The sequence below is a fragment of the Hymenobacter sp. UYP22 genome (assembly GCF_040547285.1).
Lineage (GTDB): Bacteria > Bacteroidota > Bacteroidia > Cytophagales > Hymenobacteraceae > Hymenobacter.
In genome coordinates, this window is record NZ_JBEPPK010000003.1 from 107,527 (window position 1) to 133,605 (window position 26,079).

Consider the following 26,079-nt stretch of genomic DNA (forward strand, 5'->3'; position numbering starts at 1 on the left):
CGGGGTTAGCTTTGGCCGTAGTAGGAATGCGCGCCGTGTTTCCGCTCGTAGTGCTTCTGAATCAGGGCCTCTTTCAGCCGGGGCACATCGGGGCGCAGGGTGCAGCTGAGGTAGGCCATGCGGGCTACTTCTTCCAGCACGGCGCTGTGATACACGGCTTTTTCCACGGTTTTGCCCCAGGTAAAAGGCGCGTGGTTGCTGAGCAGCACCATTTCCACCTCCTCCGGCGAAAGGCCGCGGCGCTGAAACTCGTTGATGATCTGCCAGCCGGTCTGGTGCTCATAGTCGCCGGCAATCATCTGGTCATTCATGGGCGGGGCGCAGGGAATGTCCACGGTGAGGTGGTCGGCGTGGGTAGTACCCAAAATGGGGATGTCCAGCTGGGCCTGGGCCCAGGCCGTGGCGTAGGTGCTGTGCGTGTGCACAATACCCCCAATATGCTCCCAGTGGCTGTAGAGCACCGCGTGGGTTTTGGTATCCGAAGAGGGCCGCTTGCTGCCTTCCACCACGGTATTGGCAAAGTCCAGCACCACTATATCCTCGGGTCGGAGCGTGGCGTAGGGCACGCCGCTGGGCTTGATGGCAAACACTCCTCGCTCCCGGTCTACCACGCTAGCGTTGCCGAAGGTGAAGAGCACCAGCCCCAGGGCCGGCAGCTGCATATTGGCCTCGTAGCAGGCCTGCTTCAGTTCCTGATACTGGCTCATGCGTGCTGGGCGGTTTCAGGTTCGGCAACTTCGCTGGTCATGGCCGGCGTGCTCTGCTCCACAAACTGCCCGAAGGCCTGGTACTGCTCGTAGCGGCGCTGGTAGTCGGCCACGCGGGCCGGGTTAGGGGTGTAGGTTTCGGCGAAACCGTTGCCCATGGCCTTTTGGGCCGTTACCACATCGGGGTGGATGCCGGCGGCCACGGCCGCGTACATAGCTGAACCCAGCGCCGGAGCCTGGTCCGACTCGGCCACTTTGATGGGGCGGTTGAGCACGTCGGCCAGGGTTTGCATCATAAAGCCCGATTTCTTAGCCACGCCACCCAGGCCAATCACCTGCTTGATAGGAATACCCTCCTGCTCGAAGCGCTCCACAATTTGCTTGGAGCCGTAGCAGATGGATTCCACCAGGGCCCGGAAAATCTGGGGGGCGGAGGTGCCCATGGTCAGGTTCATTAGCGCGCCTTTCAGGGCCTGGTTGGCGTCGGGCGTGCGGCGGCCGTTCACCCAGTCCAGGGCCAGCACCTGCGAGTCGTCGGGGTGCACGGCGGCGGCGGCTTTATTCAGCTCGGCCATCATTTTGTCGCTCAGCTCCTCGCGCAAAGCCTCCTGTTGCTCCGGGCTCAACGTGGCCGACTGCGGCAGCAAGGTGCGCAACGGCCACTCAATTACACCCCGGAACCAGGCCAGCAAGTCACCCACGGCCGACTGGCCGGCTTCCAGCCCCAGCATGCCAGGAATTACGGAGCCATCTACCTGCCCGCAGATGCCGGGTACCAGCTTCCCGCCCACTTCGTGCATGGGGGCCACCACAATGTCGCAGGTGCTGGTACCCATTACTTTCACCATGGAATACGCTTCGATTTCGCCCGCTACGGCCCCGGCGTGAGCATCAAACGAGCCCACGGCTACTACCGTGTTGGTGGTCAGGCCCAGGCGCTGCGCCCACTCCTCCGACAGGTGGCCGGCTACTTCGTCGGCGGTGTAGGTTTCCTGAAACAGCCGTTCACGCAGGCCGCCCAGCTTGGGCTCCAGCAGGGTCAAAAACTCCTCGGAGGGCAGGCCGCCCCAGCTTTCGTGCCACATGGCTTTGTGACCGGCTGCGCAGCGGCTGCGCTTGAACGTGCTTAGCTCGCCGCCGGTCAGCAACAGCGTCAGCCAGTCACAGTGCTCCATCCAGGAGTAGGCGGCTTGGGCTACAGCCTCGTCCTCGCGCACCACGTGGGCAATTTTGGCCCAGAACCACTCGGAGGAATAGATGCCACCCTCAAATTGGGTAAAATCTTCCCCACCCCAGGTTTTGGCCAGGTGGTTGATTTCGGCGGCTTCGGGCAGGGCCGTATGGTCCTTCCAGAGCACAAACATGGCGTTCGGGTTGTCCTCGAAGCCGGGTTTGAGGGCCAAGGCCACGCCGTGCTCGTCTACGGGGCCGGGCGTGGAGCCGGTGGTATCCACGGCCAGGCCCACAATTTGCTCGGCGGGCACGTGCTGAGCCACGCGGCGTACGGTGGCTTCCAGCCCTTCCATGTGGTCGAGCGGGTGCTGGCGGAACTGGTTTTTGGTGGCGTTGCAGTAGCGCTGCTCTTTCCAGCGGGCATACGGATGTACCGCCTGGGCTATTTCCTGGCCGGTATGGGCATTTACCAGCACGGCCCGCACGGAGTCGGAGCCGTAGTCGATACCAATGACGTATTGCATCAAGGGTGAAATTGAAAAGTTGTGAAGTTGTGAAATCGTGCTTTTGTGACGCGGCGAGCCTCGGATCCGGCTTTTCGCAACTTCACAAACTCACAACTTCACCTAATGGCGCACGCCGAACTTGTAGATGGTGCTGGATTGCAGCGTCTGGCCGGGCTGGAGAATGGTGCTCGGGAACTTGGGCTGGTTGGGCGAGTCGGGGAAGTGCTGGGTTTCCATGCAGAAGCCCGCGTGCTTGCCGTACACCTGGCCGTTGGCGCCTTTCAGGGTGCCATCCAGGAAATTGCCGGTATAAAACTGCAGGCCGGGCTCGGTGGTGGTCACCTCCATAGTACGGCCGGTAGTGGGCTCGTACACGGTAGCGGCCGGGTGCAGGCCGGTAGTTTGGTTGAGCAGCCAGTTATGGTCGTAGCCGCCGGGTACCTGCGCAATTCGCTCCCCAATGGCGTGGGGCGTAGTAAAGTCGAAGGGAGTGCCTTTCACGGGGCGCAGCTCCCCGGTCGGAATCAGGCCGGCATCCACCACGTTGTAACGGTCGGCGGCAATAGTTACCTCGTGGGCCAGCACATCTTTGCCCCCGCTGAGGTTGAAATAGGCGTGGTTGGTAAGGTTGACGGGCGTGGCCTTGTCAGTAGTGGCCGAGTAGTCAATTTTCAGGGCGTCGTCGGCGGTGAGGGTGTATACCACCGTCACGGTGAGGTTGCCGGGGTAACCCTCTTCCCCATCCTTGCTCAGGTAGGTCAGCTTCAGGGTCTGGCCCTCAGCGGAAGTACCGGGCTCAGCCTGCCACACCACCTTATCAAAGCCCTTTTTGCCACCGTGCAGGGTGTTTTCGCCGTTGTTTTTAGCCAGCGTGTACTCCTTCCCATCGAGGGTGAATTTGCCCTTGGCAATCCGGTTGCCGTAACGTCCAATCAAGGCCCCAAAGTAGGGACCCGACTTCAGAAACTCCGGGCTCTGGTAGCCGCTCACGCTACTGAAGCCCAGCACCACCTCACCTGGCTTACCTGTTTTATCGGGTACCAGCAGGCTGGTAATGGTGCCGCCGTAGTTGGTGATGCTCACTTTCAGGCCGTGGGTATTGGTAAGCGTATAGAGTTGCACTTCGGTACCATCGGTGGTTTTGCCGAAGGAAGTAGCGGCCGGCGCCGCAACGGTGCCGGTGGCGGTAGTTTGGGCAGAGTCAGTCATGGAAGAAGAGGAGTTGCCGGTAGCCTGCCCGGCGGGCTGATTTTGGTTGCAGGCGCTGAGCAACAAACCCGCAGCCAGGCTACTGGCAATACAACTGGAAATTTTCATCGGGAGGAACGGAAATGGTGGAGTTTTCACAGGATCAGCAATAGCAACAGGTCAACAATGCACGTCACCACTACTACATAAAGGCTTTTAATCCGTCAGGCTGATGGATATGCGCCCTTCCGAGACGGGAAATACGCGTTTTTATTTCACTTACACAATCGTTTGTGTAAAAACATTGTATCTATGCTCCTAAAAGAGAATGTAATTTTTCATCCAAGCAACTGACACACTCTCCATAAAAACCTTATAATCAATACAATACATTGAAGTCACAAACCCCGCCTGTTCCTGTCAAGCGCTAAGTTTACTTGTGTGCTTCCACCCTGTTTTGACCTGCTATTCGCACCAATAAAAAGCCTCCTTCCCTCCTACCCAAAGGGTAGAGAAGAAGGAGGCTTTACCTGGCAGCAAACCGCGGCTATTTGTTGACTCCGTGGGTGACCGGCCAGTGGCTGGATGCTACTTTAGTGATGAACCACTTACTTTTTCTTGCCCCACACGGCTATTCCAGCATTATCAAGGCCGCTGAAGATGATGGTCGACTTCTTGTTTTCCCAGTCGCGGCCCTTTTGCACGAATACCTTGGCCGAGGTACCAGTAGCCCAGCGTAGCTCCAGGTAAGGCGCGGCGTAGGTCCAGGTGTTGCTGGCGTTGCCGTTGAATGTGCCGTTGGCGGCCAGCTGCAGCGGAATCGATGTCTGAAAATCAGGCGTATTCTGCTCTACTTCGTAGCCCGGCACCACGCGGTAATTCAGCGTAATTTGCTCCCAGTCGCCGGCCAAATCGGCGGCGGCTACCTGGGCATTGTCTTCACCAGCGTACCGCTCCGGCGACACTACCGGCCAGCCCGAGGGAGTCCAGAAAATCTTGCGCACGTGCAGGTTCATAAAGTAGGGGTCGATGCCCGGGCGCCCCTGGTGCGCCATGTAGTACTGGCCGTTATCCTGGAACACGCCGCAGTGGGCCGTACCCTGCCAGCCGCTGTGGCCGGCAAACTGGTACGGGGCCAGAATCATGGGGCCGTGGTCCTGGGCAATGTTAATATCCTGGCCGTTGAAGTCCAGGAAGGGGCCGTCGGGCGAGTCGGCGCGGCCCACGCGCACGTTGTACTTGGTCAGCAGCCAGTCGTAGGAGATGAACAGGTAGTACTTGCGCTGCTCGGCATTGTAGATGATTTCGGGAGCCTCAATGTTGCCGTTGATGCGGTTGCCGGTGTAGCCCCGCTCTGCCACGCGGCGGCCCTTGTCGCCGGTTGTTTCGGCAAAGCCAGTGGCCGGGTTCAGCTTCAGCATGTAAATACCGTTGAACGCCGAGCCGTAATACATGCGGTGCTGCCCCTGCGGGTCCACCAGAATGGTGGGGTCAATGGCGTTGGTCATGGGCGTGGTGGTGTTGCGGGAGCTGACCACTACGCCTTTTTCCGTCCAGGGGCCGGTGGGCGAGCTGGAGGTAGCCAGGCCAATCACGCTCAGCTTGAACACGTTGGAGGCCAGAGAGTAGTACAGGCGGTACTCGCTGCCCACCTTCACCACGTAGGGCGCCCACAGCAGCTTATTAGGCGTGCCCCCGTTCTGGCGAATGAAGTCGGCCCCCATAGCGGGCAGGCCGTTGAACACCCAGCCCACAAAGTCCCACTTAATCAGGTCTTTGGAGCGGCGCACCTGCAACCCCGATGTCAGCGTAGCGTCCGAAATTCCGTAGCCTACGTCGGTGCTGTAGCAGTAGTAATAGTCATCGGCCTTGATGATGGCCGGGTCGTGTACGTTGTAAGGGCCCCAGAGTGAGGCGCTACTCAGCGGGGCCACGTTGGCGTAGGTATCCGCAATGGAGTTGATATCGAACCCGGTGCCCGTCGTATCAGGGTCGGTAGGCTTGAAATCCGGCACGTCGTCGTTCTGGCACGCGCTCAACAGCACGCCCAGGCCCAACAGCAAACCCCGGAACGGCGACAGGAAGGCAATATTTTTCATACAGAGGAAAAGTAGGAAGAAGGCAAGCAGCAGTAAATGGCAACAGCCGTTCAGGCCAAAAAGGTTGAACGGCTGCGCCGAAAAGTACCGGCCGGCGGTTAATAACCGGGGTTCTGCCGCAGGTTGCGGTCAATGTCAATGTCGGTTTGCGGAATGGGCAGCAGCTTATTGCGAGGCGCTACAAAATTGTTGAAATCCGCGTCGCGGGCACGCAGTTCGGCCAGGCCGGCCGCCGAGTCAAACAGCCCGTAGCGGGCCAGGTCGCTCCAGCGCATGCCCTCCCCCGACAGTTCGGTAATTCGCTCGTGGCGGAGTTGGGTGCGCATAGTTTCGCGGGTGAAGCCACTGGTAGCAATGGGCGTGAGGCCCACCCGGGCCCGCACCTGGTTTACCAGAGCCGCCGCCGCTGCCGGCTGATTCTGCTCGTTGAGAGCTTCGGCCTGCATCAGCAGCACATCGGCGTAGCGAATCAGGCGGATGTTGATACCGGAGAAGAAATTTTCGGTACCCTTGGTGCGGTCGTTCTGGTACTTGCGCCAGAAGATACGGCTGGCATCGGCGAAGGGGCGGCCGTAGTAGCCGCCAGTGCCGGCCGCGCTGAACATGGTAGCGTCGCGGCGGGGGTCAACGCCCCCGGCCGTGGTCCGGTCGGTAAACTCGGCAAACACCCAGGGCCGTATTTCCACATCGGTGAAGCCGATACCGGGAGGACCAAAAAACTGGGCCCGCTCGTTGCCTTCCGAAGCCCCCGGGAAGTCCTGCCCAAATACCTGGTTTGCCCCCGAAAACTGCACCTCGTAAATGGATTCGCTGTTGTTCTCGTTACCTTCCGTGAAGTTGTCCACGTAGTTTGGTACCAGGGAGTACTGGTTGGAGCTGATGACCTCGGCAAACTGGGCGGAGGCTTCCGCCCACTTCTGCTGCTGCAGGTAGGCTTTGCCCATGAGGGCTGCGGCCGCGCCCCGGGTAGCCCGGCCCTTGTTGGCGGCGTCGTAAGTTAGTGGCAGGTCGGCCTTGGCAATGGCCAGGTCGGCAATAACCTGGGCATAAGCTTCGGCCTGCGTTACCTGGGGCACGCGGGTGTTGGCATCGGCCAGGCTGGTCACCAGCGGAATATTACCGAACAGCAGAGCCAGATCATAGTACGCCAAGGAGCGCATGAACAGGGCCTCGGCCAGAATCCGCTTTTTCAGCGCCTCGTTCATGTTGATGCCGGGCACGTTGGTGAGCACCTGATTGCAGCGGAAAATCATCCGGTACATATCGTTCCAGAAGAAAGCCGAGCGGCCGTCGGTGGTGCTGGCCTGGCGGAACACCAGGTACTGGTTCAGGCCGGGGTCGGGGGTGCGGGTAAACGACTCATCGGTGCGGCCGGTGGTGGCAAAATGCCAGTAGAGGCTGTACGTGGAGAAAATCTGCTGGCCCGAGTACACGGCCGTCATGGCGCGTACGGCGTCGCTTTCCGTTTTCCAGAACAGTTCCTTGTTCGGTTGATTGGGGTCCACCTGGTCCAGCAAATCTTTGTCGCAGCCGGTGCTCAGGGTAAGCAGACCCAGCAGAGCCAGGGCAGAAAGTGAATATCGTTTCATGGGAAAAAAGGCAAAAGAATAGAAAGACCCCGCTTAGAAATTCACCTGCAGCCCGCCGGTAAACGTGCGCACGTTGGGGTAGGTACCGTCGTCAACGCCCCGGCCAAATACGCCCAAACCGGGCGTTTCGGGGTCGAAACCGGTGTATTTAGTGAGGGTGAAGATGTTGCGGCCCGTTACGTAGAACCGCACGCTGCCCAGGCCTTCGAGCCGGCCCGTGAGGGAAGTGGGCAGGGTGTAGCCCAGCTGCACGTTTTTGAGGCGCAGGTAGCTGCCATCTTCTACCCAGCGGGTGCTGGCCCGCTCAAAGTTTTTCACTGCTTCAGCCCCGCCCCCGTACACCAGGCGCGGCGTGGTATTCGAGCCATTTTCCGCCGTCCAGGGCTGCAGGTCGCGGCGGAAGTTGCCGCCCCCGTCCAGCACATCCAGGGAGGCGCGGGTGGAGTTGAGTACGTCGTTGCCGGTTACGCCCTGCCAGAACATGCTCAGGTCGAAGCCTTTGTAGGCGCCCGTCAGGTTCAGGCCAAACTGCAGCGTGGGAAACGGGTTGCCGGTAAATTTCCGGTCCCCGTTGAAGGTAATCTGACCGTCGCCGTCCACGTCCTCGTACTTCACGTCGCCGGGGCGGGCCAGGGGCTGAATCACGCGGCCATCGGCGGAGCGGTAGTTGCGGATTTCATCCTCACTCTGGAAAATACCCACCATCTGCATCAGGTACAACCGGCTGACGGGTTCCCCCACAGAAGTGCGCGTAACGTTCAGGGCACCGGGAATATTGGGCTGCAACTCCGAGAGCTTCAGCACTTTGTTGCGCACGGTAGCCAGCGTCAGGTCGGCGCCGTAGGTGAAGGCATTTCGGTTTTCGTGGTAGCCCAAAGCCACTTCCAGGCCTTTGTTTTGAATCTCACCCAGGTTGGTAAAGGGCTGCAGGAAGCCGGCCGTGCCCACGTAGCCCGGCAGCGGTGGGCTAACCAGCGCATCCTTGGTGGTCGAAATGTAGTAGTCGGCCGCCAGCGTCAGGCGGTTATCCAACACGCCCAGATCGAAGCCAAAGTTGGTGGTGTAGCGCGACTCCCAGCGGATGTCTTTGCTTTCCAGGCCCAGCTGAATACCCCCGTTCACAATCACCTGCCCCGTACCCAGCGGGTAGTTTACGTTCTGGTTGATAACGGGCTGGTAGAGGTAGGAACCAGGCAGCAGGTCGTTGCCGTTTACCCCGTAGCTGGCCCGTAGCTTGAGGTTATTTACGGCTGGCAGCGCATCCCGGAAAAAGTCTTCCTCACTCACGCGCCAGCCCACCGAGGCCGCCCCGAAGTTGCCGTAGTTACGACTCCGGTCGAAGCGCGACGAACCGTCGCGGCGGAAGCTGCCGGTGAGCAGGTAGCGGCCCTTGTAGTCGTAGTTGGCCTGCGTGAAGTAAGAGCGTTTGGTGTAGGTATCGATACCGCCCCCTACCAGAGGTGGCAATGAGGCATTGGTACCCCCAATCTGGGTGTTGGTACCCGAACCAAGCACGAAGTAGTACTGCGGCTGTGAGAAATAGCCATTGGCGCGGGCCGTGGCGTTGTTGCCCGTGGCCTTCTGCTCTGAGTAGCCAACGATGGCGTTGAGGTTATGGTCACCAAACTGCTTGTTGAAGGCCAGCGTGTTTTCAATAATGGTGGCTATCTGGGTGCCCCGGTTCTCAAACAAATAGCTGGTGTTGGTCGTGTCCGACTCGCCCAGGCGGATAAAGCCGTTGCGGCGGGCGTCCTTGTCGTTGTAGTCGTGCACTTCCAGGCCCACGTTGAGCCGGTAGGCGAGGAAGTCGAATATGGAGTATTCCGCATTCACGCTCCCCTGCAGGCGGTTGTTCTTCTGGGTCCGGTTCAGAATTTCCTGGGCCCCGATAGGGTTGACCGAGTAGTTGAACAGATTGGCACTGCCGTAGCCGTAGCCCCCAAAGTTGCGGGGGTTGTACACCGGAATACCGGGCAGCTCCGTCAACACATCCACGAAGGGCACGTTGTTGAGCAGGGTAGTCTGGATGCGGGTAAGTAATGCACTCTGCCCTACTTTGAGTTTGCCGCGCGTCAGGCCCGAGTTGAGACGCACACTGTAGCGCTCAAATTTGGGCCCTTTTACGATACCCTGTTGGTTGAAGTAACCGCCCGAAATAAGAAAGTTAGTGGAGCTTTTGCCGGTGCTGCCGCCGCCCGAGAAGCTCAGGTTGTAATCCTCCACCCGGCCAGTGCGAAAAAACTCTTCCTGCCAGTCGGTATCAATGGCATCCGAGTACGCAGGGGTACCCTTTACGGCGCCCGGCATCTGCACGGCCGGGTTCAGGCCGGCGTTGCGGTAGGCCACCACGGCGCGGTCGGCCCACTCGCTGTGGTTGGTGAGATTGTACTGCCGGTAAATGCTTTCCACGCCCCGGTAGCCGTTGAAGCTGATTTTCGGCTCCCCGGCCTGCCCACGCTTGGTAGTAATCAGAATTACACCGTTGGCCCCACGGGAGCCATACACGGCCGTCGAAGAAGCATCTTTCAGAATGGTGGTCGACTCTACATCGTTGGGGTTCAGGTCGCGGATGTTGTCCGTCCAGAGGCCATCAATTACGTACAGCGGATTGCTGCCCGAGCCCACCGTACCCACACCCCGAATGAGCACGTTGGGTACGGCCCCGGGGTTGCCGGCGCTTTCTACCTGCACGCCGGCCACGCGGCCCTGCAGGCCCTGCACCAGCGTGGGCACCGGCGTTTTGGCCGTTTCCTTTACATCCAGGCTGCTAACGGCGCTGGTCAGGTTCTGGCGGTCCTGGGCCAGGTAGCCCACTACCACTACTTCCGACAGCGCCCGGTCATCCGGCACCAGAGAAATACTGAGGCTGGTGCGCCCGCTAACTGGTACCTCCTGGGTAGTATACCCAACAAAGGACAGCAGCAACACCGCGTTGTCGGGGGCCGTGAGCGTGAACCGGCCCTCGGCATCCGTTTGCACGCCGGTAGTAGTGCCTTTTACAATTACGTTGACCCCGGGCAGGCCACTACCCTTTTCGTCAAGGACGCGTCCGGTAACGGTAATATCGGCCTGGGTGGCGTTTGTGACAGTAAGGGGTGGCGCGGGCGCAATGGTAGCCGAAGCCAAAGCAGTATGAAGGGGCATACTGCAGAGAAGAGCCGGAAGAGTTAGCCGGCGCAATCCGGGTACTGGCTGTTTCATAAGGGTAATATGTGGGAATTGATGGGGGTTTGCACAAACGATTGTGTTTTATGACCTACACAATCGTTTGTGTATACTGAATGCCGGATACGCTTACAGGCAGCTAATGACTATTTAGGACACAAACTTGCTGAACGGGAAGAGCATATCGGCGAAAAGGGGCCAGTAAGGTTGTTATAATTATGGAAAGTAACAAGTCACTCACCACAAAAATGATTTTTATCAGGCCATACCACCACGTGCGGGGAAGCAGATTTAGCACACTGTAACGTAGCCTCATATGCAGGTCGAATCATTCGAATCATAGCAAAATAGTTCTAAAATTACCTATTATATCAACAAAAAACACCTCTATAACATATAAATTTTGTATTCTTAAACATGGCCGTTCAAGTGCCTAAGCATTACTGCTAGCCACTGATTTATAGAACACAATCGATTAAGCTTGATCGTAGTACAGTTAAGAAAAGATGATTACGATATCTTTCAAAGGTTTGTCAACTGGCAGTTTTAGTCTTGAGAATGTTGCTAAGCTGCCAAGCCCAGCTTACAAGGATTACTGAGCCTGGACGACTAACCTGCTCCCTATTATCTCTCCTACCAGGAACTGCTTTCCTTCTGTTTCGGAGTACCTTTAGCCGCCACGCCAGCGGCAAGGTACTTCGTCGAGCAAATCAGTTAGCCTAGCTCTATGCAGCCTTGCTTGGCGTTGCATTCTTTCTCCTCCGATACCAACCCACGCGTCGCGCTACGGAGAGCCACCACCACCTGAACTGAATTTGTACTACTACCATGCCCCTTGAACTTACCAACGGCTTTGGCAAAGTCTACCTGACCATCAAATACGACCCGGCTAATCACTGGGTATACAACAACTGGATGGGATATCAGACCTACACTGGCATTGTGGCTGGTGCCAATGCCTGCCTGCCCAGCATCCAGGAAAACACCTGCCCGTATCTGCTCAACGATAACCGCCAAGTATTGGGCCCCTGGGACCACGCCGTGGAGTGGATTGTCACGAACTGGGCACCACATGCCATCGAAGCTGGCCTTACGCATTTTGCTCACATCGTGAGCCCCGAGTCGCTGGCCGCCCAGTCGGCCAAGTCCATGCTGCTAGGCTTTGAGGGACAGTTGCAGATGCATATGTTCGACAACCTGCCCGAAGCGCAACAGTGGCTGCGGGCCGCGCAACAGGCGGCTCCCTGACATGGCTGTACTGTACAAGTTACCTGGGCACGTTTGGCTGCTGGCGACTGCCTTGCTGCTGGGCACAGCGGTTTGTGCCCGTGCCCAGGAAGCGGCCGTCTCGGTAGGTGGGGAGTTGTTGGATGCAGAAAATGGCCTGGGAGCCTACCAGTTTGGTAAAGGCATTACAGCGTTTCCCCACCTACCGGTCTTGTTTGATGATGGCGCTACGGTAACCTACGTGGAACCACAGAAGAACCTGCAGTTTGAGGGAGTTCCCCTGACCAAGGTGCTCTATACCTTCACCAATAAGCAGCTGGGTGGCATCAGCCTGGACACCGACGGCCCTCGTAACAGCGCCCGGCTCTACTGGGCACTCGTGGCCCGCTACGGTCCAGACCAGAAGATACCTGTGCCTTTGCCTTGCTCGCAGTGGCAAGGGCGCAAGGTTCTATTAAGTTTCAGTCCGGCTTCAAGAAATAACCCTACTGCGCAAGTATTGCTCATGCGCCTGCCAGACTGACGCTCTATACGGACTTATTACACGCACTTCAGCGCCTGGTCTCCTAAGCAGCAGCTGGCGCAAATCCTCTGTCACCACGCGCTTCTACCAAGGCATACCGCGCAGCCAAGTGATGCTGGCCACCGGCCATAAGACCAAGAGGAGTTTCCTGAGCTACCTGGGAGTGGATGAGAAGGAGCTGATTGAAATGGATGAGCGCACGGCCCGGATGGTTGCCTGATGTATGTGGCAAACTGTGTGTCATTTTATATGGCACCGGCATGGATAACGCTGCACGACGCTGCATGATGCACAAAGTAAAAAGGTCCTATTCGCACTAAATAGGGCCTTTCTATTATTCTCTACCAGCAAGGACGCAAAAAAAAGCCGCCCCACCCGGAATAGCACTTTCAAACCTAACTACTTGACTATCAATTAAATTATAATAGACAATCGGTAATTGGGTATGGTTTTGGGTATGGGTTGCTCGTTTTATCGCTCCCGAACCGGTCGGCCCCGCTCCCGCTTTGGTGCGGCCGTCGGCTCCGGCCGGCCGGTGCGAGCCTGGCCAAACAGCACCCATTCTACATCGGCCTGCGCGTGACAACGAGCCAGTTGATAGAGCAGCTTGGCGTTGCAGTGGTAGCGGCCTTTCTCGATTTCGCGGAAGATGGCTGGCTGCTGCTGGAGCTGCTCAGCCAGTTTACGGTACGTGCTGACCGCGCCTATTTCCAGCAGGCGGGCAGCCTCGGCCAGAAAGCGCAAATCCATCTGGGCTTCGGAAAATTCAGGCAGGTGCATTAGGCGGGCTGGTTAAGCAGCCGCTGGCGCTGCTGTTGATACTCTGTTTCGCTAAGCGTGCCGTTTTCGCGCAACGCCTGCAGCTTGGTCAATTCATCGGCGACGGAAACGGGGGTATGAACTACCGGCTTTACTACCACCTGGGGCGTGTCGGAGGACATAGCCCAGATCAGGGCCCCGATCCAGCCCAGCACGGTCCAGCCCAGCAGCAGGTTGAGGGCAAAAATGGACATGGCCTGTCGCTTTTTGCGGCCAATGATGGAGGGTAGAAAGTAGATACCGCCCATCAATACGATGGTCAGAAAGCCGCCAATCAGCTTCCCTAACGTGTATCCCGCCTCGTAAGTGTCTAACAGGACCATAAGTAGAACTATAAAGGGATGAGGCTATATAAAAGCCGAATGAGTACTACTGTCCAGTATAATTTTTCCAGAGTATTTCCAGGCGGTTGCGCATTTCCTCCAACTCAAAGCTGTAAAGTTGTTTTGTTGGGTTCTTGCGCGGTGCCGGCATCTGAAAGTTGAGGGAGGCTACTACGCACCAGAGTTCCTGCACGTCCCGCATGTTGACAGGATAAGAGGTAAACTCCTTGTTATCTGACCGTAATGTGAGCGTACTACTAGCATCGACATTGGTAATAACCCGCTTAGTCACAATGCCTTCGTGGGTTACCACGACGTGCACGTATGTGGACTTAATCTTGTCCATTTCCAAGTCCACGAAGCGGCACAATACGACTGAGCCATCATGTAGGGTCGGGCTCATCGAATGGCCCTCCACCCTGAATGCCCGGTAGGTGCCGTTACGAAACTCAGGCAGTGGTAGCCGCATTGCTGGTAGCTGGCCGATGTATTCAGGCTCCAGGTGATGGGAAATGTAGCCGGCCTTAGCCGGCGAGTCTACCAGCATGATGGTGTCATTCCCATCCATATCCACTGCTACTGTTAGCGGAGGCAGGTTTTTGCGCCCTTCGGGCTTTAGCAGCTCATCCAGTTCCTGTTGTAAGGATGGCTGATGATTTATAAAATCAGTGTGCGTCATCCCAGCCGTCTCAGCAGGGTCGCGGAGCATGGGCGTCTTTCCAAATAGCAGCCATTCTGGCTGCACATTTGGCAGCGCAGTCAGAATATTCTGAAGAACCTGGAAGCTGGGCCCCCCTTTCGTGCCTTTTAACAGGTCGCCAACACCCTGAGCAGTAATGCCTATTCGTCGAGCGAATGCTGCTTTGGTGCCACCAGCATACATAGCGACAAGTATTACAAGTCGCTCAGCAATAGTTGTTTCGGCATCTGGCATCAGAAAATTCTGGTAAATACATAAGCTTATTCTTGTTATTATCAGAATAAGCTTACATCTTTGAGAAGAAGAACAAGAAGAACAGCCAAATATAACCATCTCTTTAAGATGCCTTTTCACGCTGCCCATACTACTAAAGCCATGCACCTGCTTTCTGAGAAAATTCAGATGGTTGGCGAGTGCTGGATTTGGATGGGTTCGGTGACTAAACTGGGGTACGGCCAATTCAAAATTGGTGATGTGAGCTATTCGGCACATAGAGCTGCTTATCAACTCCATAAAGGTGAAATACCAAGCGGAGCGAGTGTGTGCCACACCTGTGATAACAGGGCCTGCATTAATCCTCAACACTTATTCACTGCTTCCAATCAGCTCAACATGCGCGACTGTGCAGAAAAGGGCCGATCCAGAAATGGCGCAACTGGGCGTGGGGTATGCATGCGTGGACATCTTCTTCCCACTGCTTCTGTCACCTGCGCACACTGCAGTTCGGATGACCTGATGCGCGCACAACAGAAAAATCTTACACCACCTTTTTTGCCCCAACAATTGCCTATGGAGACGCCCCCCACCCCGACGATGCGCGAGCTGATGCCAGCCGGCTTTATTAAGGAGCTGGCCCGTCGCACCGGATGCAAGTCCGCTTCCATGCTCAGCGGGGTTATCTCACTGGAAAACACGGGTTCCCGTCTCTGGCCAGCCGTTGAAAAGCTCGCCGAGGAAACCAACCCTGACGGATTTGCCGCCTGGCAAACCGCCCACGCCCAAGCTGCCTAATCAATGCTCTCGGCAGGGCGCCAAACCTGCCGAGGGCTTTTTCCAAGAAAACTCCCTTTTCTAATCCACAACCCTCTTATGAAAGTCGTTACCAGTGAACCCCTCTACACGCTCCGCACCCCGGAAGGTCCGCGTAGTATTTCTCAGCCGGTAGCCGGCGACTCGCTTGCCGTGCTGGAAGAGTCCGGCCGTTACACCATGCCCCAGGCCATCATCGGCTGGGCCCGGGGCATGGATGGTGAGTTGTCAGTGTATACCGCCGGGCCGGATAGCAGCCTGTTCCGCCTCGCGCTGGAAGATGGCTGCGAGGATGAGCAGTTCTTCGGCGGTCGGGTACCTGATACCCTGCGCGAGTACCGCCTGGATGAGTACGCCGCCGGGGCCCTGCTCTACTTCCCCGTGCCGGTGGCTACGCCCGCGCTGATGAGTGTGTCCCACCTCTCTATTGCGGCGTAGGATGGGACACCGCATCAACCCCCGCAATATCCTCGGTACTGCAGACTATGCAGGTGGCCGCACCTACCGCGCAGAGCAACGCGCCGCGCAACGCCAGGCTAAGGCCGAACAGGCCGCTTACGATGCCCTACCAGAGCAGATTTTCTATGTCAGTTACTTCGATGAAGATGATAACCTATGGGGCAACTGGTTCACCGCTAAAACCGCAAAAGACGCAATTGAGCGGGCTTCGGAACAACTCGGCTTGAATATCGACATCCTCAGCGCAGAGATTGATAATCCCGAATAATGCGTCGCAAGCCCAAACGCTCCCCTGGTTTTCCACCTCCCATTCAACCCACTGATCTATGAACTACCGAGATAAGGCCGTGCCCGGTGCCGATCCGCCCAACCCCTGCTGGCTACAGGAATTCCGCCCTGCCCGTGGGCCCTGGTACTACGAAGCACTGGCCGGACTGACCGTGCTGACGATGGCTGTACTAGCCCTGCTCTAAAACAGAGGGGCCCGTAGCGCGCCAACGCTACAGGCCCATTCTAATCCATCAACCCCTTGCGAAGGCCGATTGTAGGCCAAAGATATGAAAGAAAATCAAGTCATATATCCGCTTCCGGAGCAAGTGCGCTGCTTGCGGCGCGAGGTCACGATGCGCTACGCCGTGTACCCCGGCCGGGTAGCTGCCCAGAAGATAACCCAGGCCGACATGGACCGGGAAATAGGCACGATGGAAGCCGCTGCCGACACCATTGAGAAGATGGCAAAAAACGGCCTGTTCCGCGAAACGTGGAACACCTTGGCTGCCGCCCGTACCCGCACGCATGCGGAGTTGACGCAGGATATTGCCGACTCCCAGGTCCGGGCTAATCAACTAACGAAGGACGGTAATCTGGCATCCGCGCAGGCGGAATGCGTGAAGCTGGCCGGCCTGACGTTGCGATTATCCGAACTCATTGCCGAGCTGCTGGAAAAGCCCCAAGCCAGCGCACCCGGGGCCAGCGCGCCGGCTTTGGCAGTCCCGGTTCCCTCCGCTATTGCCGCCGCAAGGCCGCTTGAATATGCGTCGGTAGAGCAGCGCGAGAATATTATCCGGCTGCTGAACCACCCGGCTATTACGCGGCAGAAGAAAACGAATGTGCTGCTCAATATCAATAAATACACCCCTGAGATGGCCGATATCCATCTCAATCAACTGCAGGGCCTGATTGATGAGCACGAAGGTCCGGTAACGTTCCGCAAAGCCAGCTAAGCCATGCAGATCATTGATATCAACCAGGAAGGTATTAAGGCCTTGCTACTGGAAGCCTTCACGGCTCAGGCCCGCGCCTATTTCCACACGCTACCAGCACCCGATCCTCAATACACCGCAGACGAAGTTTCGGAGCTGCTGTGCATAGATGTGGCTACCGTGCGCAGCTACCTGAAGCTGCCCGCTACCCACCCCCGTCATCTGCCTGCAGTGCGCTGCACTGATACTGCCTGGGGCTACCGGATTGTGCTTTCGGACATACGGGCTTGGCAGCAGCGCAATAAGCAGCCGGAAGAAACTACTGCCCAGGAGCCGGAAGCCCTGCTGCGCATCTCTCACCGCCGGGCCAACCGGCGTAACCGCGCCACCGGTCGCGAAGCCGCATGAAACAGGCCACGCTCACCCGCACTGAAAGCGCTGCCCTGCTGGAGCTACGCCGGCTTAATGCGCTACTGGCCCGCTCCCGCCGCCGGATGATGCACCGGCCCGACCTGGTATTCTACGTCCGCCGCTTCCTGCACGTCGCCCGCGAAGTAGCGGCCCTGGAAGCACTGCTACTGCTCGGCATCCCCTCCGCTCATGATGAGGCCGTCTACGCGCTGTCGCGGCCCGCTTCTGCCACTTTCTAAGTCATATTGTATGCCTGCCATTTCTCTTAATTCCAGCGCCCTGCTCGCGGCCGTGAAGCTGCTGATGCCCCTGGTACCCAACAATCCGGTAGTACCCATTCTGGAAAACCTGCGGCTGCTGGCCGTAGGCACTACTCTCCAGCTCGCGGCCTCCAACCTGGAAGCCGACCTCGCTACCGAAACCGACCTGAGCGACGCCACCGCCGACTTCGACATCTGCCTACCGGCTAAGCTGCTGCTGACGACGCTGCAGAACCTCCCTTCCCAGGCCATTACCCTGCACTTGGACAGCGACACCAATGCGGTAACGCTGCGTGCAGGGAAAGGCCGTTACCGCCTGCCTGGTGAAAACCCGGTAAGCTGGCCCACTCCTGCTACCAGTAAACCGGTTGTGCATCTGCATGTACCGGGCGCTACCCTTTCCCAGGTGCTGAAAAACACCGCACCGTTTGCCGTAAACGACCCGATCCGGCAGTCCATGATGTCGGTTCTATTCGATATTCGCAGCAATGTTGTGCGCACGGTGGCCACGGATTCCCACCGCCTCAGCTGGACGGAACTGAGCCGCAACCTGGCCCAAGTAGAGGGCCCCGAGCGCCAGTTCATTCTTCCCGTAGGCCCCGCCCGGCTGCTGGCGACCCTAACGGAAAAAACCGGCCCGATCACCTTGCAATTGGGTGAATGGCTACAAGTGGTAGGGGTTGGCTGGCAGTTACGCTGCCGCCTGCTGGATGATCGGTATCCAGCTTATGAAAATGTGATTCCTCTCCATCAGCCCTACACGCTGCAGGTAGATAAGCAGCAGCTGATGGGCTGCATCCGTCGGGTGCTGGCCTATGCCGCCGAAAAAACCCAGCAGGTAGGCCTGCGCCTGCAGGATACGGGCACGCTGCGGCTCTGGTCTGAATCCATTGAAGTAGGCACCGAGGCCACCGAGGAAATGGAGGCCTCCTACGACGGAGAGGACTTCGAAATGGGCTTCAACGGCAAATACCTGCTGGAATCCCTGCAGGTTATGCCCGATGGCCTGGTTGATTTCCAGATTTCCACCCCCAACCGGGCGGCCATCCTGGTGCCCTCCGCACCCGAGCCGGAGCAGCCACAGCAAAGCATGCTGCTGATGCCCGTGTTGCTGTCGAGCCTGGCCCCGGCAGCCTAGTGTTTCACCTTCATTTCGACTTGTACCATGAGTATTCTAACTGCCGAATTACTGCTGAACATTCGGACTGCCGCGCAGGCTTCCGAACAAAAGGCAGCCCCCTTCACCATCAACCCCGCCCACCTGCTGGCCATTCTGGACCGGCTGAAGGATGCGGAAGAGGAAGATGAGAAAAACGAATCCTTCGATGATATGTCGTCATCGGATCAGTTTCAAACCGTTGTTGATTGGCTTCGGACAGCAAAGCCGCATGAGACGGAAGCCATTGCCGAATTGGTAGTACCCGACGGCCTTATCCAGTTGGGGGTAAAGTCCCTAGGCCACGCATCCGACCTCATTGCCGCCGATAAGCTGGAAGAATGGCTGAATACGATGGGCCTGGATTCGGCTGCCCAACAGCTGGGACTGGTCAGCTGCACCAGCGGCGCGGGCACCAACCAGCTTTACCTCTACCTCAACGCTGCCTAAATCCCGAGCCGGCTGCCCTGCCGGGCAGCCGGACGCTTTTTCTATGGATAATTACACTGATTTTCTCGCCTCTAAAACGCAGCTGACGCCTGCCGTAGGCATGCCTACCAGCAAGTTGTCGTTCAATCCTGGCCTGAAAAGTTTCCAGCAGTTTATTGTGGAAACTGCCCTGCAAAAGGGCTGTTACGCTCTGTTTGAGGATTGCGGCCTGGGCAAGACGTTCCAGCAGCTGGAATGGGCCCGCCATGTAGTGGCTTATACAGGGAAACCCGTACTAGTGCTGACTCCGCTGGCCGTAGCCGCACAGACCATCGAAGAGGGCCGAAAGTTTGGTATCGAGGTGCTGCGTCTCAATCCGGACTACTCGGTTGTTGCTGCCCTGCACCCGGCTATCTACGTGACCAATTATGAACAGGTAGAAAATCTGGACCCGACCGTTTTCGGCGGTGTAGTGCTCGACGAAAGCAGCATCCTGAAGAACTTCACCGGCCATACCAAGCGGCTGCTGCTGCAATATTTCTGCGAAACCCCGTTCCGGCTGGCCTGCACCGCTACGCCCTCGCCCAACGACCCGATGGAGCTGGGCAACCACGCCGAATTTCTGGGCGTAATGACGCGCCAGACTATGCTGGCTACCTACTTCACCCACGATGGAGGGGATACCAGCAAATGGCGCCTTAAAGGCCACGCGGAGGCCACGTTCTGGCAGTGGGTAGCTACCTGGGCCGCCTGCCTGAGCAGCCCGGACAACCTGGGCTTTGATGCCACCGGCTACGTCCTGCCGGAACTGCGGCTGGAAGAGCGGCAGGTGACTGTTGTTGCGAAGGAAGATTCAGGCCTGTTGTTTGGCCCTACCAGCACGAATGCCACCGGCTTCAACGCCGAGCTGCGCGACACGATGGAGCCCCGCATGCAGGCGGCCGCGGCTATTGTAGGCGAGCTGCCCACGAACGAACCTGTCATTATCTGGATCAACCAGGATGCCGAGGGCGACCGGCTGCGCGAGCTGCTGCCGGAAGCTATAGAGGTACGCGGCTCCGATAAACCCGCCGTGAAGGAAGCCCGCCTGATGGGCTTTGGCCGCGGCGAATTCCGCATCCTCATTACCAAGAAGAAAATTGCCCAGTTCGGTCTGAACTACCAGCACTGCGCCCACCAGGTGTTTGCCGCGCTGGATTTCAGCTTCGAAGGCTTCTACCAGGCCCTGCGCCGCTCCTACCGTTTCGGCCAGACCCGTCCGGTTACGGCTTACCTGATTACCACGCCCACCATGGGCAACGTGCGGGCTGCCATTCGCCAGAAGCAGGCCGCCCATGAGCAGATGCACCAGCAGCTGGCCGCCGCCATTTCCCACCTCCAGGACCCGATTCAGCGCACTATGTCCCAGACACCCGCCCCCGTCGTTCACCGCGGCAATCAATTCGAATTCTACTTGGGCGACTGCTGCGAGCAGATCCGCCACGTAGCCGACGAAAGTATTCATTTCAGCATCTTCTCGCCTCCGTTTGCCGAGCTGTATGTGTACTCCGGGCTGACGGCCGATATGGGTAACAGCGCCAACTACGAGCAGTTTCGCACTCATTTCCGCTTCCTAGTGCCTGAGCTGAACCGGGTGCTGCTGCCGGGCCGGCTGGTGGCCGTGCACTGCATGGATTTGCCGATTCAGAAAGGCAAAGAGGGCTTTATCGGGCTGCGCGACTTCTCCGGCACCATCCGCGAAGAGTTTGAGGCCGCTGGCTTCATCTACCATGACCGTATTACCATCTGGAAAGATCCGGTGGTGGAAATGCAGCGCACCAAGTCGCTGGGCCTGCTGCATAAGCAGCTGAAAAAGGATTCGGCTATGTCGCGCACCGGCATTCCGGATTACCTGCTGGTATTCCGCAAGCGGGGCGACAACCCGCTACCCATTCGGCAGACGGTGGCCGTGGATACCTGGCAGAAGTGGGCCTCGCCGGTGTGGTTTGACATCAACTACTCCAAGACGCTCCAGCGCGAGCCTGCCCGTGAGCAGCAGGATGAAAAGCACATCTGCCCCCTGCAGCTCGAAACCATCGAGCGGGCCATTGCCCTGTGGAGCAACCCAGGCGAAACGGTGCTGACGCCATTCGGCGGTATCGGCTCGGAGGGGTACCAGGCCCTGAAGATGAACCGGCGGGCCGTGCTGATCGAGTTGAAGGAAAGCTACTGGCGCGTAGGAGTACGCAACTGCCAAGCTGCCGAGGATGACAAGCGCCAGATGACTATCTGGGATTTGATGGAAGGGGCTGATGAGGCCAGAAAGGAGGCTGCGTAATGGAAATTGTAAAAGACATCGAAGCCGTTGACCTGCTATGCGGGGGCGGCGGGGCTAGTGAGGGTATGAAGCAGGCTGGCTGGAAAGTGGTGGCCTGTTTGAACCATAGTGAGGTGGCCATTGACTCGCATCAGGTGAATTTCCCGCAAGCATTGCACCTGCGGGCCGATTTGCGGGCCGCCTGGCATAAGTCAAATCCAAAGGCGGATATCGTATGGATTTCGCCGGCCTGTACCTTCCATAGCATTGCCAACGGCGGCGACGCTACCGATGAGCAGAGCCGCGCCCACGCCGAAGAGGCCATGCGCTACGGTGTAGAAACCAATGCGAGCTGCATTCTGGTAGAAAATGTGAAGGAATTTCCGCAGTGGGGTCCAACTGAAGATAAGTTGGACCGCCATGGCAAACCGGTGTACAAGCGAAACAAGGAAACCGGTGAGTTGGAGCGGGTACGGGTGGCTATTAAAAAACGGAAGGGCGAGTATTACAATCAGTGGCTGAAAGCCATGAAGGATACTGGCTACGTCAATTATGAGTGCAAGCTGCTGGACGCTGCCGACTATGGTGTACCGCAGCGACGCATACGCTATTTCGGCATTTTTACCCGTCTTGGTGTGCCTATCCGGTGGCCTCAACCTACCCATGGCAAGGACGGTGTACATGGCCTGCTACCATGGCGGCCGGTGCGCGAGTGTCTGGACCTGAGCAAAAAGGGCCGTAGCGTATTCAACCGCACGAAAACCAGCAAGAAAGGCACCCGGCCTGATCCTCTGTCAGATAAAACGTTGCGGCGTATCATTGCTGGTCTTCGCAAGTTCGTATTCGGCCAGCAATTCCTGACGCACTACTACTCTGGTGGTGGCCAACTCAGCAGCCTCGATACGGTACTACCTACGCTTACCACCAATCCGCATGCCCGGTTGATTACCCCGGAGCCCATGCACTTTCTGCATAAGCGTACCAGCAACCCGCCCAGCGGCAAGCCAGGTAAGGGAGCTGATATTGACCTGCCGGCGCCTACTCTGGCCACCTGCTTTCAACCTGATCTGGTAACGGTGCAGCCGTTTGTGCACACCTACTACGGAAACGGCAGCGTGCGAACCTTGAACGAGCCATGCCCCACTATTCCCACTAAGGACCGAGTGGGCCTATGCCAGCCGGAAGGATTCTTGTTCAGCCACGTACACACGAACGAACCCTGGAGCCTGGAACAGCCGACCCGTACGATTGTCGCTTCACGGCGGCATCAGTACGTGGTACAGATTCTGCGTGGCTGCCCGCAGTTGCAGCCCCAGCCCGGCGACTCCATAACCATGCGCCTGCTGAAGGCCTTGTGCCGCCGCTTCGGCATTGCCGACATCTTTATGCGGATGCTTTATGTACCCGAACTGAAGCTGATTATGGGCTTTCGGAGTGACTACCATCTGGGCGGCTCCGCGACAGAACAGAAAGAGATGCTGGGCAATGCTGTCTGTCCCGCTGTGGCCCGAGCCTTGGCCGTGGCTATGACACCAAGTGTTTTGAAAGCCCGCAAACTCCCTCTGCCAGCTTTGCGGATTTCTTCTGTGGTGCGCTGGGAACAGGGGAATTTATTCGCTGCATAATGAAACTGCCCGCCATTCAATTCTATCCGGGCGACTGGCATAAAGATCAAGGCGTGCAAAGCCTTGATCTTATTCAGCGCGGGGCGTGGTTCGAGCTGCTGCTGATGATGCACGACTCGGATGAGCGCGGCGTACTTCTGGTTAATGGCCAGCCGATGCCCGATGCGGTCATTGCCCGCCGCCTTGGTTTGGATAACCAAACTACCAACCAAATCCTAACCACCCTGCTAACCTACGGGGTAGCCAGCCGCCGCGAGTCGGATAACGCGCTGTTCTGCCGGCGCATGGTGAAGGACGAACGGTTGCGGCAAGTACGTACCGAAGCTGGTAAAAAGGGAGGGAATCCGCGTTTGCTTAACCAAACTCCTAACCAAAAGCCAACCACCGGGGATAAGCAAATTCCAACCCCTTCATTTTCATCTTCAACTTCAATTACATCTTCAACACATACACCCCCTACCCCCGCAACCGAGGTGTGCGTGTTGGCTGAAGGCTCAAAAAAAAATGAGGGGCCAGTCGAAGGTGAAGAATTACCCGCTGAAGGCTCGCTCGCGTCGGCTTCGCACACTGGGGGGGCGGCGGCTGGTGTCACGACATCGGTTGAATTCCGGCCCGATCCGGAGTGGGCCCCGCAGATGCGGCTGGTAGCCGAGCAAATGGCGGAATACTTCGGCCTCTCCCACCTCCAGCAGGATGCCCGCATGCGCCTGACGCGCTTCTGCCGCATCCAGTTCGAGCAAGGCCAGGGCCAACTGCTTACCAAGCAGTTCGCTGACTACCGAGCCTACAAAAAGCTCAAAGATGAGCGCCTGCACGGCTGGAAAACTTATATCGGCACCGAGGCCCAGCGCTTCGCCGACGGGGCCTGGAATGAAAAAGATTGGGGTACCGCACTGACGGAGGCCCGCAAACTCACCACAGCAACTGGAAATGGAAACGTCGCTGCAAACAGCCTTACAAGCCGCAACCGCTACTCTACCCCGGCCCGCCGCGACTTCAGCAATGATCGACGCGACAACGCTGGAGCTGACCGGAGCGCTGCCGCGGCCTGAAGTCAACTTCACCGCCAATCACGAGCGGGAACTCCCGCTCACCAAAGAGGAACAAGAACAGTGCATTGCCCGCGCCCTGCAAGCCGGCCGGCAGCACAAGTATCAAATGGCTTACACCCGCTGGTATTCCGCTAAAATGATGGGCCCTACTTTCCCAATTCAGCTCAATGCTGAGCAATACCTGATCCTATTCCGCCGTCGGGCCGATGAGTTGGCCCGTCAGGAAGGCCGCAAAGAGTTTGTGATTGATGCCCATAACGAGGGTCCGATCTGGCTGTTGTGCCTCTACTTTGCCCGGGATGAGCGGTTTGAAACGGAGTTCGGCTACAACCTGAAAAAAAATCTGATGCTGCGCGGCAACGTGGGCTGCGGGAAGAGTACCATCCTGAGCATGTTCTGCAGCAACCACTTTCAGAGCTTTACCCTGGTGCCCTGCCGGGATGTATCGGACAGCTTTGAGGAAAAGGGCAAGCCCCTGCTTAAGCACTACTACGGCACGCTTACCAGTGCGGATGTTGCCCAGACCTGGGGGCATAAGGATATCGGCATTGCCTTCGACGATCTGGGTACCGAGAACTTTCAAGCCCAGTTCATGGGCAATTATTCTAACCCGATGGCCGAGGTGCTGAGCCAGCGCTACGATAAGGCACATACGCTCCCGGCCGGGGCGACGCACCTGACCACGAACCTGATGCATGATGAAATCGACAGCATCTACCATGGCCGGGTAGGCTCGCGCATCCGGGACATGTTCAACGACATCATTTTCGACAGCGGCTCCCCCGACCGCCGCGGCTAAGCATATGACCGCCCTGGAACGCGCCCTGTTCAATGAGTTGGTAGCGGCTGAATTCTGGCAGCAGGTAGGCGAGCCGCACCGCATCGACTGGGTTGAAATTCAGCACCTGAGTTACCGCCTGCATTATCGGGCCCAAACCGGCCGGGCCCGCACCATCCGCAAACCTTCCCGCCTCAACCCATGAACGCAGCCGACGCCCTGGCCAGCCTGGGCATTACCCCTGACCACCCTGGCCCCTTCACTTACAATGAGTTGCTGAGTGCCGCCGAAGCGGCCTTGGCACTGCCAGTAGAGCAATACTCAGACGAGTTCATTACCCGCGAGCAGCTCAAAGGCCACGCCTTTCTGATGGCTCCCGCCTACACGACTCCCACTCAGATGGAGGATGAGCCCGCAACCACCTGGCCTCTTTTTATCAACCGCAACTCCAGTGAGGGGTACCCACCTTTTTAGCGTTTTACCCATGCCACTCTACCAGTATCAGCGCGCCGACGGCCGCACCTCTGAGAAAGAATTCAGCACCGATGCTACCGCCCTGCGCTTCCTGCAGGAACTAGGTGAAAAATGGCACTTGCTCACTCCAATAAGCGAGGTGTTGCCCTTACCGGCTCCGCTCGCCCACGTCGAGCCCACCGAACAGATGCGCGAAGCCGCCCTGTGGGTGCAGGGCGGTCTGGATCTGATGGATGCCGGCTCCCTGTATGCGGCCAAAGAGTCGTTTCGCGTAGCCATCGGCCGCCTGACTGGCACCGAGCCCGCCCGCGAGCCTACCCCCGTTGGCATCATCTTCAGCGCCCCGGCCTGCGGCGGGTGTAGCAACGGTAACTGCTTGACGAATAAGCCGGCCGCCTGATGGGCAAGTTCACTCTTCCCCCGCACCTGCAGAAGCGCATCATCAACGATACCAGCCCTGCCACGCGTGCACCTCCAGCCGACCAACCACCCACGCCATCTACCGATACGCCCGCCAAGGCCCGGAAAACGCGCAATACGTCGGCTACCAATAACCTTACCTCCGCCATCCGTGACCTTCTGGGTATGCTCGGTTGCTATATATGGCGCCACAACAACGCCGGAGTATACGATCCGCATATCGGTGCTTACCGATCAGGTAGTAGCAAGCGTGGCCTACCGGATACGCTGGGCTTTTACCAGCGGACCGGCCACATTATCGCCGTGGAGGTGAAGTATGGTAAGGATACGCTCACTGATGAGCAGCGCGAGTTTCTGGACGAGGTCCGGGCCGCCGGGGGCTTTGCGTGTGAGGGCCGCTCGCTGGAACAGGTACGGCGCGAGTTCAACCAGTGGAAACAATCACTTCACTTTAATCAAGCAGCATAAC

The 26,079-nt window shown here is 57.9% G+C and carries 28 protein-coding genes; 19 read left to right on the plus strand and 9 right to left on the minus strand.

Annotated elements, in window-relative coordinates; translation table 11 throughout:
- Positions 1 to 5 precede the first annotated feature (5 nt).
- From ABIB60_RS06640 to ABIB60_RS06665, 6 genes are all read right to left on the minus strand, one after another.
- Positions 6 to 707 carry an L-ribulose-5-phosphate 4-epimerase gene (locus ABIB60_RS06640; protein WP_354578626.1) on the minus strand — a complete coding sequence of 234 codons (702 nt, stop codon included), beginning with the start codon at positions 705 to 707 and terminating at the stop codon, positions 6 to 8.
- A complete protein-coding gene (locus ABIB60_RS06645; RefSeq protein WP_354578628.1) occupies positions 704 to 2,404 on the minus strand; it encodes a ribulokinase in 1,701 nt (566 codons plus the stop codon). Before ABIB60_RS06645 ends, ABIB60_RS06640 begins: the two co-directional genes overlap by 4 nt.
- A gap of 102 nt (positions 2,405 to 2,506) precedes the next feature.
- Positions 2,507 to 3,595, minus strand: coding sequence for an aldose epimerase family protein (locus ABIB60_RS06650; RefSeq protein WP_354579162.1), 1,089 nt, complete (start codon positions 3,593 to 3,595; stop codon positions 2,507 to 2,509).
- 587 nt (positions 3,596 to 4,182) lie between these two features.
- The gene (locus ABIB60_RS06655) at positions 4,183 to 5,673 is read right to left on the minus strand and encodes an arabinan endo-1,5-alpha-L-arabinosidase (protein WP_354578629.1); all 1,491 of its coding nucleotides are present in this window, start codon (positions 5,671 to 5,673) and stop codon (positions 4,183 to 4,185) included.
- A 98-nt stretch (positions 5,674 to 5,771) separates the two neighbouring features.
- Positions 5,772 to 7,262: a RagB/SusD family nutrient uptake outer membrane protein gene (locus tag ABIB60_RS06660; protein ID WP_354578630.1), complete on the minus strand. Its 1,491-nt coding sequence runs from the start codon at positions 7,260 to 7,262 to the stop codon at positions 5,772 to 5,774.
- A 33-nt stretch (positions 7,263 to 7,295) separates the two neighbouring features.
- The gene (locus ABIB60_RS06665) at positions 7,296 to 10,406 is read right to left on the minus strand and encodes a SusC/RagA family TonB-linked outer membrane protein (RefSeq protein ID WP_354578632.1); all 3,111 of its coding nucleotides are present in this window, start codon (positions 10,404 to 10,406) and stop codon (positions 7,296 to 7,298) included.
- An 849-nt stretch (positions 10,407 to 11,255) separates the two neighbouring features.
- Between ABIB60_RS06665 and ABIB60_RS06670 the strand changes: the two genes are divergently transcribed.
- Both ABIB60_RS06670 and ABIB60_RS06675 read left to right on the plus strand, forming a co-directional pair.
- Positions 11,256 to 11,675 carry an STAS/SEC14 domain-containing protein gene (locus ABIB60_RS06670; protein WP_354578633.1) on the plus strand — a complete coding sequence of 140 codons (420 nt, stop codon included), beginning with the start codon at positions 11,256 to 11,258 and terminating at the stop codon, positions 11,673 to 11,675.
- Position 11,676: 1 nt separating this feature from the next.
- Complete coding sequence (locus ABIB60_RS06675) at positions 11,677 to 12,177, plus strand: hypothetical protein (RefSeq protein WP_354578634.1); 501 nt, start codon at positions 11,677 to 11,679, stop codon at positions 12,175 to 12,177.
- Between the two features lie 471 nt (positions 12,178 to 12,648).
- Here the strand turns inward: ABIB60_RS06675 and ABIB60_RS06680 are convergent, their stop codons facing one another.
- Genes ABIB60_RS06680 through ABIB60_RS06690 form a run of 3 tightly spaced genes read right to left on the minus strand, consistent with a single transcriptional unit; the run spans position 12,649 to position 14,253 of the window.
- Positions 12,649 to 12,957, minus strand: coding sequence for a hypothetical protein (locus tag ABIB60_RS06680; protein WP_354578635.1), 309 nt, complete (start codon positions 12,955 to 12,957; stop codon positions 12,649 to 12,651).
- A complete protein-coding gene (locus ABIB60_RS06685; protein ID WP_354578636.1) occupies positions 12,957 to 13,319 on the minus strand; it encodes a superinfection immunity protein in 363 nt (120 codons plus the stop codon). The genes ABIB60_RS06680 and ABIB60_RS06685 overlap by 1 nt, the downstream gene beginning before the upstream one ends.
- 46 nt (positions 13,320 to 13,365) lie before the next feature.
- A complete protein-coding gene (locus ABIB60_RS06690) occupies positions 13,366 to 14,253 on the minus strand; it encodes an XRE family transcriptional regulator (RefSeq protein WP_354578637.1) in 888 nt (295 codons plus the stop codon).
- A 141-nt stretch (positions 14,254 to 14,394) separates the two neighbouring features.
- Between ABIB60_RS06690 and ABIB60_RS06695 the strand changes: the two genes are divergently transcribed.
- The 17 genes from ABIB60_RS06695 (at position 14,395) to ABIB60_RS06775 (ending at position 26,078) form a co-directional block, all read left to right on the plus strand.
- On the plus strand, positions 14,395 to 15,030 hold the full coding sequence (locus tag ABIB60_RS06695; protein ID WP_354578639.1) for an HNH endonuclease signature motif containing protein: 636 nt from the start codon (positions 14,395 to 14,397) through the stop codon (positions 15,028 to 15,030).
- 78 nt (positions 15,031 to 15,108) lie between these two features.
- Entirely contained in the window at positions 15,109 to 15,486 is a 378-nt protein-coding gene (locus tag ABIB60_RS06700) for a hypothetical protein (protein WP_354578640.1), read from the plus strand.
- Position 15,487: 1 nt separating this feature from the next.
- Positions 15,488 to 15,775 carry a hypothetical protein gene (locus ABIB60_RS06705; RefSeq protein WP_354578642.1) on the plus strand — a complete coding sequence of 96 codons (288 nt, stop codon included), beginning with the start codon at positions 15,488 to 15,490 and terminating at the stop codon, positions 15,773 to 15,775.
- Between the two features lie 58 nt (positions 15,776 to 15,833).
- A complete protein-coding gene (locus ABIB60_RS06710) occupies positions 15,834 to 15,980 on the plus strand; it encodes a hypothetical protein (RefSeq protein ID WP_354578644.1) in 147 nt (48 codons plus the stop codon).
- An 84-nt stretch (positions 15,981 to 16,064) separates the two neighbouring features.
- Positions 16,065 to 16,730, plus strand: a complete 666-nt coding sequence (locus ABIB60_RS06715) for a hypothetical protein (RefSeq protein ID WP_354578645.1) — start codon at positions 16,065 to 16,067, stop codon at positions 16,728 to 16,730.
- A 3-nt stretch (positions 16,731 to 16,733) separates the two neighbouring features.
- A complete protein-coding gene (locus ABIB60_RS06720; protein WP_354578646.1) occupies positions 16,734 to 17,117 on the plus strand; it encodes a helix-turn-helix domain-containing protein in 384 nt (127 codons plus the stop codon).
- A complete protein-coding gene (locus ABIB60_RS06725; protein ID WP_354578647.1) occupies positions 17,114 to 17,359 on the plus strand; it encodes a hypothetical protein in 246 nt (81 codons plus the stop codon). Before ABIB60_RS06720 ends, ABIB60_RS06725 begins: the two co-directional genes overlap by 4 nt.
- Positions 17,360 to 17,369: 10 nt before the next feature.
- A complete protein-coding gene (dnaN, locus tag ABIB60_RS06730) occupies positions 17,370 to 18,518 on the plus strand; it encodes a DNA polymerase III subunit beta (protein WP_354578648.1) in 1,149 nt (382 codons plus the stop codon).
- A gap of 27 nt (positions 18,519 to 18,545) precedes the next feature.
- Positions 18,546 to 18,986 carry a hypothetical protein gene (locus ABIB60_RS06735; protein ID WP_354578649.1) on the plus strand — a complete coding sequence of 147 codons (441 nt, stop codon included), beginning with the start codon at positions 18,546 to 18,548 and terminating at the stop codon, positions 18,984 to 18,986.
- 43 nt (positions 18,987 to 19,029) lie between these two features.
- Positions 19,030 to 21,282: a DNA methyltransferase gene (locus ABIB60_RS06740; protein ID WP_354578650.1), complete on the plus strand. Its 2,253-nt coding sequence runs from the start codon at positions 19,030 to 19,032 to the stop codon at positions 21,280 to 21,282.
- Positions 21,282 to 22,886, plus strand: a complete 1,605-nt coding sequence (locus ABIB60_RS06745) for a DNA cytosine methyltransferase (protein ID WP_354578651.1) — start codon at positions 21,282 to 21,284, stop codon at positions 22,884 to 22,886. The genes ABIB60_RS06740 and ABIB60_RS06745 overlap by 1 nt, the downstream gene beginning before the upstream one ends.
- Positions 22,886 to 23,938, plus strand: a complete 1,053-nt coding sequence (locus ABIB60_RS06750; protein ID WP_354578652.1) for a hypothetical protein — start codon at positions 22,886 to 22,888, stop codon at positions 23,936 to 23,938. Before ABIB60_RS06745 ends, ABIB60_RS06750 begins: the two co-directional genes overlap by 1 nt.
- Positions 23,889 to 24,737, plus strand: coding sequence for a hypothetical protein (locus ABIB60_RS06755; RefSeq protein WP_354578653.1), 849 nt, complete (start codon positions 23,889 to 23,891; stop codon positions 24,735 to 24,737). The genes ABIB60_RS06750 and ABIB60_RS06755 overlap by 50 nt, the downstream gene beginning before the upstream one ends.
- 4 nt (positions 24,738 to 24,741) lie before the next feature.
- Positions 24,742 to 24,921: a hypothetical protein gene (locus tag ABIB60_RS06760; protein WP_354578655.1), complete on the plus strand. Its 180-nt coding sequence runs from the start codon at positions 24,742 to 24,744 to the stop codon at positions 24,919 to 24,921.
- Entirely contained in the window at positions 24,918 to 25,190 is a 273-nt protein-coding gene (locus tag ABIB60_RS06765) for a hypothetical protein (protein WP_354578656.1), read from the plus strand. Before ABIB60_RS06760 ends, ABIB60_RS06765 begins: the two co-directional genes overlap by 4 nt.
- A gap of 10 nt (positions 25,191 to 25,200) precedes the next feature.
- Positions 25,201 to 25,590 carry a hypothetical protein gene (locus tag ABIB60_RS06770; RefSeq protein WP_354578657.1) on the plus strand — a complete coding sequence of 130 codons (390 nt, stop codon included), beginning with the start codon at positions 25,201 to 25,203 and terminating at the stop codon, positions 25,588 to 25,590.
- Positions 25,590 to 26,078 (plus strand): VRR-NUC domain-containing protein, encoded by a 489-nt coding sequence (locus tag ABIB60_RS06775; RefSeq protein WP_354578658.1) that lies wholly within the window; start codon positions 25,590 to 25,592, stop codon positions 26,076 to 26,078. The genes ABIB60_RS06770 and ABIB60_RS06775 overlap by 1 nt, the downstream gene beginning before the upstream one ends.
- Position 26,079 lies beyond the last annotated feature (1 nt).

Coding starts and splice junctions, on each gene's coding strand:
- ABIB60_RS06685 (WP_354578636.1), bottom strand. CDS start 13,319: ATGGTCCTGTTAGACACTTACGAGGCGGGATACACGTTAGGGAAGCTG.
- ABIB60_RS06695 (WP_354578639.1), top strand. CDS start 14,395: ATGCACCTGCTTTCTGAGAAAATTCAGATGGTTGGCGAGTGCTGGATT.
- ABIB60_RS06650 (WP_354579162.1), bottom strand. CDS start 3,595: ATGACTGACTCTGCCCAAACTACCGCCACCGGCACCGTTGCGGCGCCG.
- ABIB60_RS06765 (WP_354578656.1), top strand. CDS start 24,918: ATGAACGCAGCCGACGCCCTGGCCAGCCTGGGCATTACCCCTGACCAC.
- ABIB60_RS06745 (WP_354578651.1), top strand. CDS start 21,282: ATGGAAATTGTAAAAGACATCGAAGCCGTTGACCTGCTATGCGGGGGC.
- ABIB60_RS06670 (WP_354578633.1), top strand. CDS start 11,256: ATGCCCCTTGAACTTACCAACGGCTTTGGCAAAGTCTACCTGACCATC.
- ABIB60_RS06775 (WP_354578658.1), top strand. CDS start 25,590: ATGGGCAAGTTCACTCTTCCCCCGCACCTGCAGAAGCGCATCATCAAC.
- ABIB60_RS06675 (WP_354578634.1), top strand. CDS start 11,677: ATGGCTGTACTGTACAAGTTACCTGGGCACGTTTGGCTGCTGGCGACT.
- ABIB60_RS06770 (WP_354578657.1), top strand. CDS start 25,201: ATGCCACTCTACCAGTATCAGCGCGCCGACGGCCGCACCTCTGAGAAA.
- ABIB60_RS06750 (WP_354578652.1), top strand. CDS start 22,886: ATGAAACTGCCCGCCATTCAATTCTATCCGGGCGACTGGCATAAAGAT.
- ABIB60_RS06660 (WP_354578630.1), bottom strand. CDS start 7,262: ATGAAACGATATTCACTTTCTGCCCTGGCTCTGCTGGGTCTGCTTACC.
- ABIB60_RS06640 (WP_354578626.1), bottom strand. CDS start 707: ATGAGCCAGTATCAGGAACTGAAGCAGGCCTGCTACGAGGCCAATATG.
- ABIB60_RS06645 (WP_354578628.1), bottom strand. CDS start 2,404: ATGCAATACGTCATTGGTATCGACTACGGCTCCGACTCCGTGCGGGCC.
- ABIB60_RS06735 (WP_354578649.1), top strand. CDS start 18,546: ATGAGTATTCTAACTGCCGAATTACTGCTGAACATTCGGACTGCCGCG.
- ABIB60_RS06680 (WP_354578635.1), bottom strand. CDS start 12,957: ATGCACCTGCCTGAATTTTCCGAAGCCCAGATGGATTTGCGCTTTCTG.
- ABIB60_RS06710 (WP_354578644.1), top strand. CDS start 15,834: ATGAACTACCGAGATAAGGCCGTGCCCGGTGCCGATCCGCCCAACCCC.
- ABIB60_RS06760 (WP_354578655.1), top strand. CDS start 24,742: ATGACCGCCCTGGAACGCGCCCTGTTCAATGAGTTGGTAGCGGCTGAA.
- ABIB60_RS06690 (WP_354578637.1), bottom strand. CDS start 14,253: ATGCCAGATGCCGAAACAACTATTGCTGAGCGACTTGTAATACTTGTC.
- ABIB60_RS06725 (WP_354578647.1), top strand. CDS start 17,114: ATGAAACAGGCCACGCTCACCCGCACTGAAAGCGCTGCCCTGCTGGAG.
- ABIB60_RS06755 (WP_354578653.1), top strand. CDS start 23,889: ATGATCGACGCGACAACGCTGGAGCTGACCGGAGCGCTGCCGCGGCCT.
- ABIB60_RS06665 (WP_354578632.1), bottom strand. CDS start 10,406: ATGCCCCTTCATACTGCTTTGGCTTCGGCTACCATTGCGCCCGCGCCA.
- ABIB60_RS06705 (WP_354578642.1), top strand. CDS start 15,488: ATGGGACACCGCATCAACCCCCGCAATATCCTCGGTACTGCAGACTAT.
- ABIB60_RS06700 (WP_354578640.1), top strand. CDS start 15,109: ATGAAAGTCGTTACCAGTGAACCCCTCTACACGCTCCGCACCCCGGAA.
- ABIB60_RS06655 (WP_354578629.1), bottom strand. CDS start 5,673: ATGAAAAATATTGCCTTCCTGTCGCCGTTCCGGGGTTTGCTGTTGGGC.
- ABIB60_RS06740 (WP_354578650.1), top strand. CDS start 19,030: ATGGATAATTACACTGATTTTCTCGCCTCTAAAACGCAGCTGACGCCT.
- dnaN (WP_354578648.1), top strand. CDS start 17,370: ATGCCTGCCATTTCTCTTAATTCCAGCGCCCTGCTCGCGGCCGTGAAG.
- ABIB60_RS06715 (WP_354578645.1), top strand. CDS start 16,065: ATGAAAGAAAATCAAGTCATATATCCGCTTCCGGAGCAAGTGCGCTGC.
- ABIB60_RS06720 (WP_354578646.1), top strand. CDS start 16,734: ATGCAGATCATTGATATCAACCAGGAAGGTATTAAGGCCTTGCTACTG.